This is a genomic window from Celeribacter sp. ULVN23_4, assembly GCF_054788345.1.
Map to the genome: position 1 here is coordinate 178,762 of NZ_JBTVYO010000003.1, position 16,816 is coordinate 195,577.

The 16,816-nt window shown below is 61.5% G+C and carries 15 protein-coding genes and 1 riboswitch; of the genes, 4 read left to right on the plus strand and 11 right to left on the minus strand.

Annotated features, from left to right (window positions below):
• Window positions 1-18: 18 nt before the first annotated feature.
• Entirely contained in the window at window positions 19-795 is a 777-nt protein-coding gene (locus ACYBHZ_RS09695; RefSeq protein WP_460274067.1) for a MetQ/NlpA family ABC transporter substrate-binding protein, read from the plus strand.
• A gap of 61 nt (window positions 796-856) precedes the next feature.
• On the opposite strand, the gene ACYBHZ_RS09700 is transcribed toward ACYBHZ_RS09695, so the two are convergent.
• The 11 genes from ACYBHZ_RS09700 to ACYBHZ_RS09750 form a co-directional block, all read right to left on the minus strand.
• On the minus strand, window positions 857-1,690 hold the full coding sequence (locus tag ACYBHZ_RS09700) for a metal ABC transporter permease (protein WP_460274068.1): 834 nt from the start codon (window positions 1,688-1,690) through the stop codon (window positions 857-859).
• Window positions 1,687-2,550, minus strand: a complete 864-nt coding sequence (locus tag ACYBHZ_RS09705) for a metal ABC transporter permease (protein ID WP_460274069.1) — start codon at window positions 2,548-2,550, stop codon at window positions 1,687-1,689. Before ACYBHZ_RS09705 ends, ACYBHZ_RS09700 begins: the two co-directional genes overlap by 4 nt.
• Window positions 2,547-3,458, minus strand: coding sequence for a manganese/iron ABC transporter ATP-binding protein (locus ACYBHZ_RS09710; RefSeq protein WP_460274070.1), 912 nt, complete (start codon window positions 3,456-3,458; stop codon window positions 2,547-2,549). The genes ACYBHZ_RS09705 and ACYBHZ_RS09710 overlap by 4 nt, the downstream gene beginning before the upstream one ends.
• Before the next feature lie 124 nt (window positions 3,459-3,582).
• The gene (locus tag ACYBHZ_RS09715) at window positions 3,583-4,491 is read right to left on the minus strand and encodes a metal ABC transporter substrate-binding protein (RefSeq protein ID WP_460274071.1); all 909 of its coding nucleotides are present in this window, start codon (window positions 4,489-4,491) and stop codon (window positions 3,583-3,585) included.
• A gap of 264 nt (window positions 4,492-4,755) precedes the next feature.
• Window positions 4,756-5,673 carry a homocysteine S-methyltransferase family protein gene (locus ACYBHZ_RS09720; protein ID WP_460274072.1) on the minus strand — a complete coding sequence of 306 codons (918 nt, stop codon included), beginning with the start codon at window positions 5,671-5,673 and terminating at the stop codon, window positions 4,756-4,758.
• 33 nt (window positions 5,674-5,706) lie between these two features.
• Complete coding sequence (locus ACYBHZ_RS09725) at window positions 5,707-6,396, minus strand: adenosylcobinamide amidohydrolase (RefSeq protein WP_460274073.1); 690 nt, start codon at window positions 6,394-6,396, stop codon at window positions 5,707-5,709.
• A complete protein-coding gene (locus tag ACYBHZ_RS09730) occupies window positions 6,393-7,139 on the minus strand; it encodes an ABC transporter ATP-binding protein (protein WP_460274074.1) in 747 nt (248 codons plus the stop codon). The genes ACYBHZ_RS09725 and ACYBHZ_RS09730 overlap by 4 nt, the downstream gene beginning before the upstream one ends.
• Window positions 7,136-8,119, minus strand: coding sequence for a FecCD family ABC transporter permease (locus tag ACYBHZ_RS09735; RefSeq protein ID WP_460274075.1), 984 nt, complete (start codon window positions 8,117-8,119; stop codon window positions 7,136-7,138). The genes ACYBHZ_RS09730 and ACYBHZ_RS09735 overlap by 4 nt, the downstream gene beginning before the upstream one ends.
• Entirely contained in the window at window positions 8,116-8,994 is an 879-nt protein-coding gene (locus ACYBHZ_RS09740; protein WP_460274076.1) for an ABC transporter substrate-binding protein, read from the minus strand. Before ACYBHZ_RS09740 ends, ACYBHZ_RS09735 begins: the two co-directional genes overlap by 4 nt.
• Window positions 8,995-10,818 carry a TonB-dependent receptor plug domain-containing protein gene (locus ACYBHZ_RS09745; RefSeq protein WP_460274077.1) on the minus strand — a complete coding sequence of 608 codons (1,824 nt, stop codon included), beginning with the start codon at window positions 10,816-10,818 and terminating at the stop codon, window positions 8,995-8,997.
• A gap of 128 nt (window positions 10,819-10,946) precedes the next feature.
• Window positions 10,947-11,146, minus strand: a riboswitch (cobalamin riboswitch).
• Between the two features lie 90 nt (window positions 11,147-11,236).
• A complete protein-coding gene (locus ACYBHZ_RS09750; RefSeq protein WP_460274078.1) occupies window positions 11,237-13,633 on the minus strand; it encodes a Tex family protein in 2,397 nt (798 codons plus the stop codon).
• Between the two features lie 126 nt (window positions 13,634-13,759).
• On the opposite strand from ACYBHZ_RS09750, the gene ACYBHZ_RS09755 reads away from it, so the two are divergent.
• The 3 genes from ACYBHZ_RS09755 to ACYBHZ_RS09765 all read left to right on the plus strand — a co-directional run bounded on the left by ACYBHZ_RS09755 (window position 13,760) and on the right by ACYBHZ_RS09765 (window position 16,770).
• Complete coding sequence (locus ACYBHZ_RS09755; RefSeq protein ID WP_460274079.1) at window positions 13,760-14,647, plus strand: LysR family transcriptional regulator; 888 nt, start codon at window positions 13,760-13,762, stop codon at window positions 14,645-14,647.
• Between the two features lie 102 nt (window positions 14,648-14,749).
• A complete protein-coding gene (locus tag ACYBHZ_RS09760) occupies window positions 14,750-15,247 on the plus strand; it encodes a formate dehydrogenase subunit gamma (RefSeq protein WP_460274080.1) in 498 nt (165 codons plus the stop codon).
• On the plus strand, window positions 15,244-16,770 hold the full coding sequence (locus ACYBHZ_RS09765) for a formate dehydrogenase beta subunit (RefSeq protein WP_460274081.1): 1,527 nt from the start codon (window positions 15,244-15,246) through the stop codon (window positions 16,768-16,770). The genes ACYBHZ_RS09760 and ACYBHZ_RS09765 overlap by 4 nt, the downstream gene beginning before the upstream one ends.
• Window positions 16,771-16,816: the final 46 nt, after the last annotated feature.

The window sequence follows — 16,816 nt, forward strand, 5'->3', positions numbered from 1 at the left end:
AACATAAGGAGATTACACATGCTGCGCGTTGCAACCCTCACATCCGTTCTCGCCCTGATGGCCTCTGTCGCCACGGCTGAAGAGATCAAAGTCGGCGTATCCCCCGGCGAACATGCCGAGATCATGGAAGAAGTCGCGAAAGTGGCCGAGCCGATGGGCCTCGACATCGACGTGGTGGAATTCTCTGATTACGTCGTGCCGAACCAAGCGCTGGCCGATGGCGACATCCAAGCCAACTCCTTCCAGCACGTTCCTTACCTCGACAACCAGATGGCTGATCGCGGTTTTGATCTGACCGTCGTCGGCACCACCATCACCACCCCGATGGGCGTTTACTCTGACGAGATCACCGATCTGGCCGATCTCGAAGAAGGCGCGACCTTCGGGATCCCGAACGACCCGACCAACGGTGGCCGCGCGCTTCTCGTTCTGCAACAGCTCGGTCTGATCTCGCTGGATGAGGCCGCTGGTCTCAAACCGACCGTGCTCGACATCACCGAGAACCCGAAGAAGCTGAAGTTCAAAGAGCTCGACGCCGCGCAACTGCCGCGCTCGCTGGCCGATCTTGATGCTGCGCTGATCAACACCAACTACGCGATCGCGTCCGGTCTCAGCCCGAAAGAAGATTCCATCGCGATGGAAAGCGCAGAGAACCCCTATGTGAACGTGATCGTTGTCCGCACCGGCGACGAAAACGAACCGTGGGTCAAGACGCTGGTCGAAGCCTACCACTCCGACGAGGTGAAGAAATTCATCGAAGAGAGCTATCACGGTACGGTGCTGACCTCCTGGTAAGCTCAGGCTGTCAGATGATCTTTCAAAGGGAGAGCTTCGGCTCTCCCTTTTTCGTTTTGGGTCAAGCCGAGGCGGACGCCCGTTTGACCTGATAGCTGCGATAGGTCAGGGCAATGAGGAACAGGGCTGTCAGGATCAGAATGATCGTGGGGGCGGGGGCGCTGTCGAGCCAAAAGCTCAGGTAGACGCCACTGATCATCGAGACGACGCAGGTCACCACCGCCAGTCCCAGCATCCGGCCAAACTGTCGGGTGAGCAGAAAAGCGATGGCCCCCGGCGCGATCAACAGCCCGACCGCGAGGATCAGCCCGGTCGCGGTAAGGGTCGCGACGATGGTCAGTGAGATCACCGTCAAAAGCCCATAGTGCAAGAGGCCGACCGGAAGGCCCGACGCGCGGGCCTGTGCCGGGTCGAAGGCGTGCAGCATCAGGTCTTTCCACTTGAGAAGCAGAGCGGCGGAAACGAAGAGGGCGATGGAGCCGGCGGTCCAAAGATCATGAGGTTCGACGCCGAGCATATTGCCGAAGAGGATATGATCGAGATGCACGTCTGATGAAATTGCGGTGTAAATCACGATGCCAAGCCCGAACATGCCGGAGAAGACAACGCCCATGACGGTGTCCTGCTTCACCCGGCTGTTCTGCGCCAGATAGCCGGTTGTGAGCGCGGTCACCATCCCTGCGGCGAAGGCACCGAAGATCAGCGGCAGACCGAGGATATAGGCCAGAACCACGCCCGGCAGGATCGCGTGGCTGATCGCATCGCCCATGAGGGCCCAGCCCTTGAGCACCAGAAAACAGGACAAAAGCGCTGTGGGCACCGCCACGATGGCGCAGATCAGAAATGCGTTCTGCATGAAGCCGAACTGGAAGGGCATAAGGAGTGTGTCGATCATTCTGCAGCCTCCTCTGTGAGCGCCGCGCGGGCCTTGGCTTTGGCAGCCAGTAGCCCGTGTTTCGGGGCCCAGATGAAGGTCGCGAGGAAGATCAGTGTTTGCAGGCAGACGATGATCCCACCGGTCGCCCCGTCTAGGAAATAGCTGATGTAAGCGCCGAGGAAGCTTGTGATCGTGCCGATCAGAACGGAGGTCACGATCAGGCGCGGAAAGCGATCACAGAGCAGATAAGCGGTCGCGCCCGGTGTCACGACCATGGCGACGACGAGAAACGCGCCAACGGTTTGCATCGCCGCAACGACAGAGGCGGAGAGCAGCACGAAGAACACGGCTTTCAAAAGACCGGGGCGCAAACCGATGGAGCGGGCGTGGCTTTCGTCGAAAAACACCACCATCAGGTCTTTCCATTTTGCCAGCAACACAGCCAGCGAGACGAAGCCGATCAGCGCGAGTTGCAACGTGTCCTCTGGTGTGATGGCGAGGATATTGCCCATGGTGATGCTCTGGACCGAGATCGCCATCGGGTTCAGCGAGACCATGAACAGGCCGAGGCCAAAGAAGGACGTAAAGATCAACCCGATCACCACGTCGATCTTGAGGCCGGACCGTTCAGAGAGAAACAACATCGCGGCGGCGGCGAGGCCGCCGGAGAGAAATGCGCCAAGGGCGAAGGGCAGGCCGAGCATGTAAGCCCCGGCAACCCCCGGCACGACGGAATGCGACAGGGCGTCACCGATCAGCGACCAGCCCTTGAGCATGAGGTAGGAGGAGAGAAAGGCGCAGACGCCGCCGACGAGGGCGGAGACCCACATCGCGTTGGTCATATAGCCATAGGTGAAAGGTTCCCACAGGATGCTCATTCTCCCGCCTCCGGCGCGGTCTGGGTCTTGTTCTGACTGCCGTAGCGGACCAAGGGCCGTTCATCGTCGGTCAGGATGGTGACATGGCGCGGATCGTTGTCGTCATGCAGGTCGGCACCGCCCAGTGTGAACTGGCGCAGCACACCGCCAAAGGCGCGCTCAAGGTTCTCGCGGGTAAAAGTCGTCTCTGTCGGACCATAGCTCAAGACCGTGCCTTTCACCAAAACCGTGCGGTCGCAGAATTCGGGCACGGAGCCGAGGTTGTGGGTCGAGACCAGCATGACCCGGCCTTCGTCGCGAAGCTCTCGGAGCAGCGCAATGATTTGCTCTTCGGTTTTGACATCAACGCCGGTGAAGGGTTCGTCCAGCAGAATAACTTGTCCTTCTTGGGCGAGGGCGCGGGCGAGGAAGACGCGCTTTTTCTGGCCGCCGGACAGTTCGCCGATTTGGCGATGGCGAAAGTCGAGCATATTGACCCGCGAGAGCGCGGCCTCCACCGCTGCATGATCGGCTTTGGACGGGCGGCGCAGAAAGCCCATATGGCCATAGCGCCCCATCATCACCACGTCTTCGACAAGCACCGGGAAGGACCAATCGACCTCTTCGGACTGCGGGACATAAGCGACGAGGTTTTGGCGCAGCGCGTCCTTTACGCTCATGCCGAGAAGCCGGATGTCGCCCTTGGCCACGGGCACAAACCCCATGATCGCCTTGAACAATGTGGATTTTCCGGCGCCGTTGACGCCCACGAGCGCCGTCACCGTGCCGCGGGGAATTTCGAAAGAGGCGTGCCGCAAGGCGGTGTGCCCGTTGCGATAGGTCACCGTCACATCGCTGGCCGCAATGCCGCCGCCCGGGTCCGACTGGACAGAACTGGCTGTGGTGGCGTGTACGGTCGTCTCGTTCATGACTGGTCTTTCTACCGGAAGGGACGGCGGCCCAGAATGTATAAGGCCTGTCCCGCAATCACACCCAGAAACGCACAACTGAAGGCAGGGTCGCGGGACAGGCGGTGTCAAAGGCAGGTTGCGCTTAGTTCATGCCAGCTTCAAGCCCGTTCACCACGGTTTCCGAGGTGACACGCAACAAATCGAGATAGGTCGGCACCGGGCCGTCCGGCTCTGACAAGCTGTCGACATAGAGCACACCGCCGTAAGCTGCGCCGGTTTCGCGGGCGACCTGTTTCGCCGGGGCGGTGTTCACCGTGCTCTCGCAAAAGACCACCGGGATGTCGTGTTCCTTGACCCCATCAATTACCTTGCGCACCTGTTGCGGTGTGCCCATGTGATCGGCGTTCATCGGCCAGAGGAAGAGTTCTTTCATGCCGAAATCGCGGGCGAGATAGGAGAAGGCCCCTTCGCAGGTCACCAGCCAGCGCTGGTCTTCCGGCACGGTCTCGATCTCGGCACGCAGAGGTTCAAGCGTCGCGCGCAGCTCGTCTTTATAGGCTGCGGCGTTGGCCTGATAGGTGTCCGCATTGTCCGGGTCGTGTTGAACGAAAGCTGTCTCGATATTGTCAATGTAGATCAGGGCGTTGTCTAGCCCCATCCAAGCATGCGGGTTCGGTTTTCCGTCATATGAGCCACCGGTGATGGAGATCGGTTCGATCCCGTCGCTGAGGGTGACGGAGGGGACATCTTTGAGGTTGGACAGGAACTGTTCGAACCAAAGTTCGAGGTTCATGCCGTTCCATAGGATCAGATCGGCCCCCTGCGCCTTTACGATGTCACGCGGTGTCGGTTCATAGCCGTGAATTTCCGCGCCGGGCTTGGTGATCGACACCACATCCGCCGCATCCCCGGCCACATGGCTGGCCATGTCGGCAAGCACCGTGAAGGTGGTCACAACTTTCATCCGATCCTCAGCTGCGGAGGCCGGGGCGGTGATCAGAGCTGCGAGACTGGTGGCGCCCAGAAGGCGTGCGAGGGAGGTCGTCATCATGTGATCCTGTTATTGGAGGAGATACCGTTAATGCAAATCATTCTCATGTAGGGGTATAAAGCGTAGCTTTGTGCGTGAGTCAAGTAGATGAGAATGATTTGCAACAATGTGGTGATCAACACATGCGGTAGCATTGCTCAGCCGGGGTGCCGGTTTGCTGCCAATGTGAAGGCGTGGATAGCCCCGTCAAGAGAGGAGGGGATTTGGCCGCCTTTTCTCACCAAGATTTTCTGCTGTGCGCCCGAATGGCTCTTTTAAAAGGCGTTACGCGCTTCTCTTGTAGCGGGCATTCAATGCGGCAATGTGATCGGAGCCGATGCCACAGCAGCCGCCAATCAACGTCGCGCCGGCCTTCACCCAAAGATCGGTCCAGAGCGGATAGGTTTCGGGGCTGACGTCGTCCCGGATTTTGGAAAGCACCTCGTTGGCCGCGCCATCTTTGCCGCGCGCCGTGAAAGCGTTGGCATAGACGCCGATCGGGATATCTTTCCCAAGGGTTTCGAGTGTCTGGCGCGTCTCGCTCACGGCAGCTTCCATCACTTCCGGCATGGAGCAGTTGAACAGGATGGCTTCGGCACCAAGCTCCACGGCAAGCGTCACTGCATCGCGCACAGGCTCGCCGGAGCGCAGCAGGGGCGGGTTCGGTGCAAGCGGGTCGTCATCGCGCAGACTATAGGCAATCCAGAGCGGTTTGCCTGCTCCGACCACCGCTGTCGCTGTCACCCGCGCTTCTTCGAGGCTGCTCATGGTTTCTGCGAGCCAGAGATCGACATAGGGCGCGAGGCCTTCGACCAACACGGCGAGGATATCACGGGCTCTCATTGGGTCGAACTGATCGGGGAGGTAGGAGCCACAAGCGGGTGGCAGGCACCCCGCGACGCGGCCATTGGGCTGCTCGTCCCGTGTCGCTTCAGCAGCCTCTCGTGCCAGTTTGCCGGACAGGGCGGCGAGTTCCTGACCGCGCTCCGAAAAGCGGTCTTCTCCAATATGGAAGGGCACCACGGCATAGCTGTCGGTGGTGGCGATCTCTGCGCCCGCGCGGAAAAAGGCCTCATGCGCTTGGCGCACTGCGTCAGGCGTCTCCATGAGTGCACCGGCCGACCATTCAGGTTGGCGCAGCTCTGCGCCGAAACGCTGTAATTCGCGGCTGAGGCCGCCGTCGAGCAGGGTGATTTTGGTCATGTTGCCTGTCCATCTTTTCGCGAGCGGGGATGTTCAACTGTCGCCAAACACCTGTCGCATCATCTTCGGGTTTTCGCGCACCCATTCCGCTGCACCAATGGCAACAGCGCGGTAGACGGCTTGCCCGATGGCCTCGCCGAGAGCGGTGTGAAGCCCGGCATAAGCCCCTTGTCCGGCGGGGGCGGCGAGCGCGATGCAATCCGTGCCTGTGCCCGTCACCGGACCATCGACAAAGCGCAATCCGGCCTCCATCACCGCTGCCGTGCGGGCCTGCGCGGCGATGGTGAGGGCTTCGATCTGGGCGCTTTCGCGGATCGGTGTGCTCAGCTGCACGGCGATGTTGATCGTGCCATAGGTCTCGACCGCCCAATCGCGCGGGGTTCTCGCGCCGATCCGTTCGGCATTGCCAAGCCCGACCGTCGCGAGGGCGGCGACATGTGCGTCTGCGACGGTGACCTCCATGTGCTTGAATTTGGTGATGTCGCGCGAGGTCAGAAAGCCGACAGCGTCCGCGTGACCATGGCGCGCCATTTCACTGGCGATCCAGTCATCGACACTCAGCCCGACCGGCAGGTCCGCATTCTTCAATTCGCGCCAGACAATATGTCGGGCGGTGACGAAGCCGGGGCGATAGGGGGCAAAGCTCAGCACCCGCATCGGCGCGCCGAAGTCGGCGGCGAGCCAAGGGCGGTCCAGCTTGGGGCGCAAAAACAGATCGCTCATGCGCGGGCCTCTGGTGTGATCCGTCCAAGCGGCTGCAAGACCATGCCCTCGGGCGCTTCCGCAATGTGGCAGCGGATTGCGAACACCTCGGCGAGAAGCGCCTCCGTCAAAACGGCGCGGGGTGCGCCGTCCGCGACGATGCGCCCTTCGTGTATGACGACGATGCGTGAACAATGGCGCGCCGCGAGGCCGAGATCATGCAGCGAGGCGACAACGCCGCGGCCTTCTTTGGCGAGGGCTGCGAACGTGTCCATGCAGCCGATTTGATGCGCCGGGTCGAGCCCTGCAATGGGTTCGTCGGCCAAGAGCAGCGGCGTATCCTGCGCCAGAGCACGGGCGATCAGGACGCGCGCTTGTTCGCCGCCGGACAGGCCTGTCGCGGGGCGCTCGGCGAAGCTCATGAGGTCCATGCGCTCAAGCGCTGTGATCACTTCCGGCGCGTCTTGGCGTTCGTTTTGCGCGAGGGACACGAGATGCGCGACGCTGACCGGCCATGCGATTTCGCGCGCTTGCGGCAGCCATGCGGCGGCCTTGGCGCGGGCGGCGGGGGAAAGTTTTGCGAGCGTGCTCTCGCCCTCGGCTTCGATCAGCCCGAGGGCCGCCCGCAGGAGCGTGGATTTTCCTGCGCCGTTGGGGCCGATCAGGCCGACGAATTCGCCGGGCGCGACCGTAAAGGAGGCGTGGTCGAGGGTGATGCGATTGCCGCGGCGAACCGTGAGATTATGCGTGGATAACACTGTCATGACCGCCCCCGCATCCGCCAGATCAGATGGAAGAACACCGGCGCACCGACCAAAGCCATCAGGACGCCGAGTTTCAGATCGCGCCCGGGTAGGATCAATCTGACGGCAATGTCGGCAGTCAGAACAAGCGCCGCGCCGCCCAATGCGGAGGTCAGGAGAAGCCGCGCCGGACGTGCGCCGACGAGCGGGCGCAGGACATGGGGCACGACGAGGCCGACAAAGCCGACGGCCCCCGCAACGGCGGTGGCTGCACCGACGGAGGCGGCGACCCCGGCGACGAGCAAAAGGCGCAGACGCTTGAGGTTGATGCCTATGGAGGCGGCGGCTTCTTCGCCCAATGTCAGACGGTCGATGCCGCGTCCGGTGAAGGCCAGAAGCGCCCAGCCGATGGCCATGACGGGCAGCGCGGTCCAGACATGCAGGAACGAGCGATCGGCCAGAGACCCCATCATCCAGAAGACAATTTCATTGGCGGCAAAAGGGTTTGGCGAGAGGTTGAGCACCAATGCCGTGAGCGCCGAAGACAAGGCGGAGACCGCGATCCCGGCGAGGATGAGGGACAGGGTTCCGCCGCTCCCGGCGAGGAGCAGGAGGAGGGTGACGCAGACGGCGGCGCCGGCGAGGGCGGCGAGCGGAAGGGCGAGGGCGAAGAGGGCGGCAAGGCCGGTCTGCAGGGCGATGACCGCGCCGAGCGCTGCGGAGGCGGAGATGCCGATCACGCCGGGTTCCGCCAGAGGGTTGCGCAGATAGCCCTGCATCGCAGCCCCCGACAGGCCAAGGCTCACGCCGACCATCACGCCGAGAATGGCGCGCGGCAGGCGGATCTCGCGCATCACCATGCTGAGAGGGCCATCACTGTCGTAAAACAGGGCGACGAGGCTCTCGATAGGGCCGACCTGCGCCACGCCGATCACCAAAGAGAGCGCGAACAGGGCGATGATCAAACCGGTGAGGAGTGCGATAAGCCACGGATATTTCATTGGTCTTCCAGCCTTTCGCGCACGTCCCGAAGCCGCTCCACCGCGCCGATCACTGCGGGAAGGCCGCAAATCCAATCGCGGTCCTGAAAGGCCATATGACCCCCGCTCAAATGGGTCAAGGCGGGATGGGATAGAACCTCTTCGGCCCGCGCGTAGCCGCCTTGTCCGCGTCCGGAGATTACCAGATCGGGATCGGCCATGACCAAAGCCTCAAGCGGAAGAAACCCGCCATAGGGCAGGCCGAGCTCTGTCGCGAGGCTCTTGAGGCCTGCGGCTTCGATGATGTCACCGGCGAGACTTTCGGCCCCGGTGCTGTAGCCATTGGCCGCATAAGTCGCCGCAGTCGGGCGTCGGCTTTGCGTCGGACTTGTGTCGGACAAGCGTCGGGCAAAATCATCGGCGATGGTTTGTGCGACATCCTCGCGGTCAAGCGCCTGTCCCATTTTGAGAAGGTTGACCGGCACATCATCGAGCGAGCGCGCCGGAGCAAATTCCACAACCTCGATCCCCAGCCGCCGTAACATCGAAACGGTGGCCCGCGCGGTATATTGCCCGGCGAGGACGAGATCGGGTTTGAGAAGGTAGACCTCTTCGGCCTGACCGTGATTGACGGGATAGGCCTGTGCCTCTTCGACCATCACGGAGGCGCTCGGGTCGCGGGCGTAGTCTGTGATCGAGAGCAGTTGTCCGGGCGCTGCGATCATCATGGCGAGCTGATCGGTGCAGAGGTTGATCGAGACGACGCGTTTGGGGGCGGTCTCGGACGGTGGCTTCGACAGTGACTTCGACGGTGGCTCGGACAGATTGTCGGCAAAGGCCGTCGCCCCCGTGAAGACAAGGGCGGCGGCGAAGCTTATGAGCGCAGAAGGGCGCACTTAGAAGGACGCTTTGACGCCGATATAGGCGGAGCGACCCGGCGTGTTGTAGCCTGAGATGGTTTCGTAATCCTCGTCGGTCAGGTTGTCTGCGCGCAGGTAGAGTTGAACCTTGTCGGTCAGGTCATAGGACAGGCTTGCGTGGAACAACGTGTAGTCATCCAGATCGAAGAGCGTCGAGGTGGAGGTGTCGATGTCCTTGAGGTCTGAGACGAATTGCACTTCGAAGGCACCGGAAAGGCGGTCCGTCAGAGTGGTATCAAGGCCGATGGAGGCGTCATGACGCGGAACCCGTGCCGCGCGCTGGTTGCTATGTTCGGCATCGGTATAGGTATAGTTACCGTAGAGTGCGAACCGTTCCGACAGACCATAGCGCCCGGAAAGCTCAAGACCTTTGGACGTGGTGGTTCCGCCGATCTGCTCGTAAGCATAGGTGCTGTAGTTGTAGTCAATTTTGTCGTCGATTTCCGTGTAGAACAGCGTTGCTTTTGCGAAATCATCGCCCAAGAAGCGGCGCTCAACACTCAATTCAGCGCTGCGGCTGGTTTCTTCGGTGAAGTCGGGGTTGCCATAGTCACTGTAGCGTTCATAGAGCGAGGGGGCGCGGAAACCAGTGCCCAGAACCCCACGTATGATCCAATCGGGTGTGACTTCCCATGCGGCAGCAAGGCGTCCCGAAAGGTGATCGCTGAGTTTGGAATGGTCGTCATAGCGCAATGCGGCGGAAATGTTCAGCCCAGAGGTCGGCTCGATCAAAATCTCTCCTTTCACGGCGGCATTGCGGTCTTTGTTTATGGTGTTGCCCCACGCGCTGAGAACCTTGAATTTTTCTTCGGTATATTCGGCACCAAAAGTGAATGTCGTAATGGCGGAAATGTCGGCGGAGCCGAGGTATGTGAATTCCTTGCGGCGGCTGATGTAGTCGATTGCCGCCCCGCCTGACAGGTTGGTCCGGTCGGCGTGGAACATTGAAGCGCCAATTTCATGCGTCACGAGATCGCCATGGATTTGAGCGTAGGCCCGCAGACCTTTTTCCTCGCGGCTTGCGGTCGCGTAGGTATCAAAGGAGACATCATAGTCCAGATCAGACGTGCGATAGAGACCGCTTAGCCCAAACGTTACAGTGTCACTGACGTCTTGCTCCAGGCCAAAGGTCAGAGTGGTTTCCTCGAACCCGTCATCTTCGGTGTTGTTGGACTGTGCAGAGAAACCATCGGTTTTGAAGTGAGAAAGTGTGAAAGCCAGAGAGCCGGTGTCACTTTCGATTTTGTTGGAGACACCTGCGGAGTAGGTGCCGTAGCTGCCGGCCTCAACGGTCGTGCTCAGTCCGGGCTCGCCTGAGAGTGTGTCGATGCTGACCAATCCGGCAATAGCTTCGGAGCCGTAGAGCGCGGATTGCGAGCCTTTGAGTACCTCAATCGAGGAGATGCCGTAGGAAAGTAGCCCGCCGAAATCATATTGTGCTTGAGGGCCTGCCACATCTGTCACGTCAATACCGTTGATCCGTACTCCGATGTAATTGGAGGAGAGGCCACGAATGCGTAATGTGGTGCTGGCTCCGACACCGCCGTTGCGGCTCATCGAGACGCCGGGCAGAGTAGAGAGTACATCAGAAACCGATTGCGCGGCGTCGCCCGTCTCATCGATGCCCAAAGTCTCCACCGTCGCGCCCGTGTCGCTTTTGGCGACGGGCGTCAGGCTTCCGGAGACGACGATTTCGTCCAGAGTGTATATCTCGCCCGCGTCTTGGGCGAGGGCGGCAAGTGGTAGGGTTAATGCGGCAGAGGCCAGCAATGAAAAGCGCAGGCTGGTAAGGGCGTGCATGGAGTATCCTCCTGAAAAGAAGCGCGCGGCTTCCCGTGATCCGTTTGGGCCTGTGGAGGAATGCTCCGCAGACAGTGAGTGCGTCACCGCTGCGGATGTGCCGCTTCCATGGCACGCCCCGCGCCCGGAAAAGGGTGATCATCCAAGCAGGTCTCCTGGCTCACGGATCTCGGCGACAGCCAGCCTTCCCGGGGAAATCCCAGTGGCTCTGGTTGGCCTCGCTCACCGCTCACAGTTGCGGGGGCAGCCACGGCTTCGGGCGTTAGGGCCCGTTCCATGTTCCCTTTTATCCGGGTGTTATGCCGGAACTTGAATGGGTGCAGAAAAGCGATATGGCCGAAGAAGTCAAGATTCTCCGGCCAATCGCGTCATTATATATGGCTTCACGTCGCGGAAGGGCGCGTGGCGGCGGGTTTGCTCAGCGCTTGTTTTTCATCGCATCAAGCAGAGCCGCGCCGAGGGCACCTTGGCCACCGCTTTGGGGTCCACCTTGGCCCTTGCCTTGGTTGTGCGCGCCGCGCCCTTTCGGACCGCCGGGGTTGGGGCCACGGGGCTTGCCGCCGTAATTGCCTTTGCCGCCGTTGCCAGCTGGGTTGCCACGCGACTGTTGGGGTTTGCGATCTTCGGACGCGCCGCCGTCCTTGCGCATCGAAAGCCCGATGCGTTTGCGGGGAATATCCACCTCGGTGACGCGCACAGAAACGATGTCTCCAGCTTTCACCACCTCATGCGGGTCTTTGACGAAACGGTCGGCGAGCTGGCTGACGTGGACCAGCCCGTCTTGGTGCACGCCGATGTCGACGAACGCGCCGAAGGCGGCGACGTTGGTGACGGTGCCTTCAAGCCGCATGCCGGGTTTCAGGTCTTTGATGTCTTCGACGCCATCGGTGAAGGTCGCGGTTTTAAACTCGGGACGCGGGTCGCGGCCGGGTTTTTCCAGCTCTGTGAAAATGTCGCGCACGGTGGGTAGCCCGAAGTCCGTGGTGACGAATTGCTCGGCGCGCAGGCCCTTGAGCGCGGCGGGGCTGCCCATGATATCGCGGATGTCGCGGCCACAGGCTTTGACGATCTCGCGGGCGACGTCATAGGCCTCCGGGTGCACGGAGGAGGCGTCGAGCGGCTCGTCGCCCTCGCGGATGCGCAGGAAACCCGCGCATTGTTCAAAGGCTTTCGGGCCGAGGCCGGAAACTTTGAGCAGGGATTTTCGCGAGGGGAAAGCGCCGTGGATGTCGCGGTGGATGACGATGCTTTGGGCGAGTGACGGGCCGAGCCCCGCGACTTGGGCCAAGAGCGGCGCAGAGGCCATGTTCAGGTCCACGCCGACGGCGTTCACCGCGTCTTCGACCACGGCTTCGAGCGCTTGTGACAGGCGGCGCTGGTCGACGTCGTGCTGATACTGGCCGACGCCGATGCTTTCGGGTGTGATCTTCACCAATTCCGCGAGCGGGTCTTGCAGACGTCGGGCGATGGAGACCGCGCCTCGAAGCGACACGTCGAGATCGGGGAATTCCGTGGCGGCAAGCTCAGATGCGGAATAGACCGACGCGCCCGCTTCCGAGACCACGACTTTGGTCGGGGCTTTGACGGAGGGCGGCAGGAGTTTGAGCGTTTCGCCCACGAGTTTCTCGGTTTCCCGGCTGGCGGTGCCGTTGCCGATGGCGATCAGATCGACGCCGTGACGGGTCACTAGATCGATGATTTTCGCCTCTGCCCCGCGCACATCCATTTTCGGCTGGAACGGATAGAGCGTTGCGGTTTCCAAGAGCTTGCCGGTGGCATCGACCACGGCGGCTTTGACGCCTGTGCGGATACCCGGATCGAGGCCGAGCGTGGCTTTCGCGCCCGCCGGAGCGGCGAGCAAAAGGTCTTTGAGGTTGCGCGAGAACACGGTGATCGCGTCCTCATGGGCACGCTGGCGCAACTCGCCCAGCAGGTCGATGTGCAGCGAGATCGCAAATTTGACCCGCCAAGCCCAACGCGCCACGGTGCGCAGCCACAGATCGCCGGGCTGCTCCGATGCGGTGCCCAGATAAGACGCGACCATGGCGATGGCGCGTGCCGCGCCGTCTTCCGGCTCGGGCGCGATGTCCATCGTGACGATCTCTTCCTTGGCGGCGCGCAGGATGGCAAGCGCGCGGTGGGAGGCGATGTCAGCCCATTTCTCGGAATGGTCGAAATAGTCGGAAAACTTCGCGCCTTCTTGTTCCTTGCCCGCGATGACCTTCGCGGTGACAAGCGCCTCGCGCCGCATGAAATCGCGCAGCTTGCCGAGAAGCTCTGCACTTTCTGAGAGCTCTTCGGTGGCGATGTCACGCGCGCCGTTGAGCGCGTCTTTGACGGTGGGGACGGCCTCAGAGATGAAGCCTTCGGCCAGTTTTTCGGGATCGGCGGAGCGGTCCGATTTGATCGCGTCCAACAAAGGCTCCAAGCCGTTTTCGCGGGCGATCATCGCCTTGGTCCGGCGTTTGGGCTTGTAGGGCAGGTAGATGTCTTCGAGCGTTGATTTGCTCTCCGCGCCTGCGATGGCTCGTTTGAGCTCGTCGGTCAGCTTGCCCTGATCCTCAATGGATTTGAGGATGGTCACCCGGCGGGCTTCAAGCTCGCGCAGGTAGGAGAGGCGGTCATTGAGAAGACGCAACTGCGTGTCATCGAGGCCCCCCGTGACCTCTTTACGATAGCGCGCGATGAAGGGGACGGTCGCGCCCTCGTCCAAAAGCCCGATCGCGGCGGAGACCTGTGTCTGCGAGGCGGCGATGTCGGTGGCGATGGTGCGGGCAATACGCGCGGATGTTTGCGGATCGGTGGGCGTGCTCAACTGTGGTCCTCCTGTCGGGACGTCTGTCTTAGCGGTCCTGATCGGCCGCGCCAAGAGGAGACGTGGCCTGTTTGGGGGTGATATGATATGCCTATCAAAAGAAGCGCTTTTGATCGGAACCTCCCTATGCTGAGCAAGCTCGAAATGTTCATCGCCGTCGCCAAAGAGGGCCATTTCGGGCGGGCCGCGATCTCGCTTGGCATCACGCAACCCAGCCTTTCGGCGGGAATCAAGCAGCTCGAAGATCAGTTGGGCGTGCAGCTCATTTTTCGCGGTTCGCGCTTCGGCGGATTGACGCCGGAGGGGCAAAGGGCCTTGGTCTGGGCGCGCAAGATTGTCGCCGACAGCCGCCAGCTTCGCGATGAAATGCGGGCGACGAAACATGGCCTGTCCGGGCAGTTGCGGATTGCGGCGATCCCGACGGCGCTCACTTGGGCCGCGCGGCTTTCGACCGTGTTCATGACGGCGCATCCGAATGTGCGCCTGACGATCCTGTCGAAACCTTCGTCGCAAATCCTGACCATGCTGGACGATCTCGATGCGGACGCGGGGCTGACGTATCTCGACAATGAACCTCTTGGTCGCGTGAGTGCCGTGCCGCTCTATGAAGAGCGTTACATGGTGGTGAGCGCTGAGGGGGGCGTCTTTTCCGGGCGCAAATCGGTCGATTGGAGCGATCTCGACGGGGTGCCGATCTGCCTTTTGTCGCCGGAAATGCAGAACCGACGGATCATCGACCGTAACCTGAGCGCATCTGGTGTGGTGCCGGAGGTGGGCGTCGAATCGAATTCGACGGTGGTGTTGATCGCGCATGTGGAGAGCGGTGGCTGGATCACAGTCCTGCCCGAAGGCGTGGCGCGGTTTCTCACTGAGGGTAAGGCGCTCGATCTTATTCCACTCTCTGGTGGGGAGGTCGGGCACCGCGTGGGGCTCATCGCGCCACACCGTGATCCGAATACGCCGGTTTTGGCGGCGCTGTTGGCCGAGGCGCGACGGATTTCAGATCTAGTTTGATAGTTTTTCTCTATCATTTAACGATTTAACGATATTGATTTAACGATGTCGCGCGTGGTCACATGGTCAAAATGTATACGGTCGTATTCCATGAGGTCAGCCATGTCGCCAGCCCACGCTCTCGCTCTGTCTGCAGATGACGGGACCATTGCAGAAATTATCTCTGCACATGTCTCACACGAAGGTCCGCTTTTGCCGATCCTGCACGCGTTGCAGGATGCGTTCGGTGTGATCCCGGCGGCGGCCCATGCGCCGATTTGCAAGGCGCTTTCGATCACCTCAGCCGAATTAAAGGGCGTGATCTCGTTCTACCATGATTTCCGGGAAAAACCGGCAGGCAAGCATGTGCTGAAAATCTGCCGCGCTGAGGCCTGCCAGTCGATGGGTGGGGTCGCTTTGGCCGAACGGCTTTTGGACAAACTCGGCCTTGAGTGGCATGGCACCACGCCGGATGGGAAGCTGACGGTGGAGCCGGTCTATTGCCTTGGCCTTTGTGCTTGCGCGCCCGCCGCGATGGTGGATGACAAGCTGATCGCGCGGGCCGATGAGGCGCGGGTGGAGAAGGCTTTGGCGGCCACGAAAATTGGGGTGTCGGCATGAAAATTTACGTTCCGATGGATTCGGCGGCCAAGGCGCTGGGCGCTGACGACGTGGCTGCGACGCTGGCGCAAGAGATTGCTGCGCGCGGTCTGGATGCAGAGATCATCCGCAACGGCACGCGTGGGATGATCTGGCTGGAACCGCTGGTCGAGATCGAGACGGATGGCGAACGCCTGGCCTATGGGCCGGTGTCCGAGGACGATGTCGCGGCGCTTCTGGATGGCGAGGTCGAGACACTGGGCAAGGTCGAGGACATTCCGTTCTTTGCGCGTCAGACCCGGCTGACCTTTGCGCGCTGTGGCCTGACCGATCCGCTGTCTCTTGCGGATTATGAGGCGCACGGCGGACTCGCAGGTCTCAAGCGTGCGATTGGCATGTCGCAAGACGATATCATCGACGAGGTGAAACTCTCCGGCCTGCGCGGTCGCGGTGGGGCGGGGTTCCCGACCGGGATCAAATGGGACACGGTGCGGCTCGCCCGTGCGCCGCAGAAATATATCGTCTGCAACGCCGATGAAGGCGACAGTGGTACATTCGCCGACCGGATGATTATGGAGGGCGACCCCTTTACCCTGATCGAAGGCATGACGATCGCAGGCCTCGGCTGTGGGGCGACGAAGGGTTACATCTACACCCGCTCCGAATATCCGGATGCCGTGGCCGTGATGCGCCGGGCGATTGAGATTGCGCGCGGTGCGGGCGTGCTGGGGGCTGATGTGCTGGGCTGTGGTCGTGCCTTTGACATGGAAGTCCGTGTTGGCGCGGGGGCCTATGTTTGCGGCGAGGAAACGTCCTTGCTCAATTCGCTCGAAGGCAAACGCGGGGTGGTCCGTGCCAAACCGCCGCTTCCGGCGCTTGAGGGCTTTCTGGGCCGTCCGACCGTGGTGAACAACGTGATCTCTCTGGCGACCGTGCCGGCGATTTTCGCCAAGGGCGCGGAGCATTACGCCAATTTTGGCCTTGGTCGCTCGAAAGGCACCATGCCGATCCAGATCGCGGGGAACGTCAAACAAGGCGGGCTGTTCGAGACCGCTTTTGGTATGCCGCTCGGCACGTTGGTCAACGAGATCGCGGGCGGCACCGCCTCCGGGCGTCCGGTTAAGGCCGTGCAGGTTGGTGGGCCTCTGGGCGCCTATCTGCACCCGGATCAGTTCGACACGCCCTTTGGCTACGAAGAGTTCGACGGGCAAAAGGCACTGATTGGCCATGCCGGAATCGTGGTGTTCGACGACAGCGCGGATATGCTGTCGATGGCGCGGTTCGCGATGGAATTCTGCGCGGTCGAAAGCTGTGGCAAATGTACGCCCTGTCGCATCGGGGCGGTGCGGGGCGTTGAGACGATTGATCGGATTGCCGAGGGGGATACGGCTGCGATCCCGCTTTTGACCGATTTGTGCGAGGTGATGGTGGACGGATCGCTCTGTGCGCTGGGCGGGTTCACGCCCTATCCGGTGATGTCGGCGCTGCGGCATTTCCCGGAAGATTTTGCGCCGAAGATCGCGCAGAAGGAGGCCGCAGAATGAGTGTTGAGCTTTGGAGCGAGGGGCCAGCCCCTCGCGCTCCCCGGGA

Excerpts from the sequence above, each read along its gene's own strand:
- ACYBHZ_RS09735 (WP_460274075.1), bottom strand. The coding sequence starts at position 8,119 with ATGAAATATCCGTGGCTTATCGCACTCCTCACCGGTTTGATCATCGCC.
- ACYBHZ_RS09730 (WP_460274074.1), bottom strand. The coding sequence starts at position 7,139 with ATGACAGTGTTATCCACGCATAATCTCACGGTTCGCCGCGGCAATCGC.
- ACYBHZ_RS09755 (WP_460274079.1), top strand. The coding sequence starts at position 13,760 with ATGCTGAGCAAGCTCGAAATGTTCATCGCCGTCGCCAAAGAGGGCCAT.
- ACYBHZ_RS09765 (WP_460274081.1), top strand. The coding sequence starts at position 15,244 with ATGAAAATTTACGTTCCGATGGATTCGGCGGCCAAGGCGCTGGGCGCT.
- ACYBHZ_RS09745 (WP_460274077.1), bottom strand. The coding sequence starts at position 10,818 with ATGCACGCCCTTACCAGCCTGCGCTTTTCATTGCTGGCCTCTGCCGCA.
- ACYBHZ_RS09705 (WP_460274069.1), bottom strand. The coding sequence starts at position 2,550 with ATGAGCATCCTGTGGGAACCTTTCACCTATGGCTATATGACCAACGCG.
- ACYBHZ_RS09760 (WP_460274080.1), top strand. The coding sequence starts at position 14,750 with ATGTCGCCAGCCCACGCTCTCGCTCTGTCTGCAGATGACGGGACCATT.
- ACYBHZ_RS09700 (WP_460274068.1), bottom strand. The coding sequence starts at position 1,690 with ATGATCGACACACTCCTTATGCCCTTCCAGTTCGGCTTCATGCAGAAC.
- ACYBHZ_RS09710 (WP_460274070.1), bottom strand. The coding sequence starts at position 3,458 with ATGAACGAGACGACCGTACACGCCACCACAGCCAGTTCTGTCCAGTCG.
- ACYBHZ_RS09720 (WP_460274072.1), bottom strand. The coding sequence starts at position 5,673 with ATGACCAAAATCACCCTGCTCGACGGCGGCCTCAGCCGCGAATTACAG.
- ACYBHZ_RS09715 (WP_460274071.1), bottom strand. The coding sequence starts at position 4,491 with ATGATGACGACCTCCCTCGCACGCCTTCTGGGCGCCACCAGTCTCGCA.
- ACYBHZ_RS09725 (WP_460274073.1), bottom strand. The coding sequence starts at position 6,396 with ATGAGCGATCTGTTTTTGCGCCCCAAGCTGGACCGCCCTTGGCTCGCC.
- ACYBHZ_RS09695 (WP_460274067.1), top strand. The coding sequence starts at position 19 with ATGCTGCGCGTTGCAACCCTCACATCCGTTCTCGCCCTGATGGCCTCT.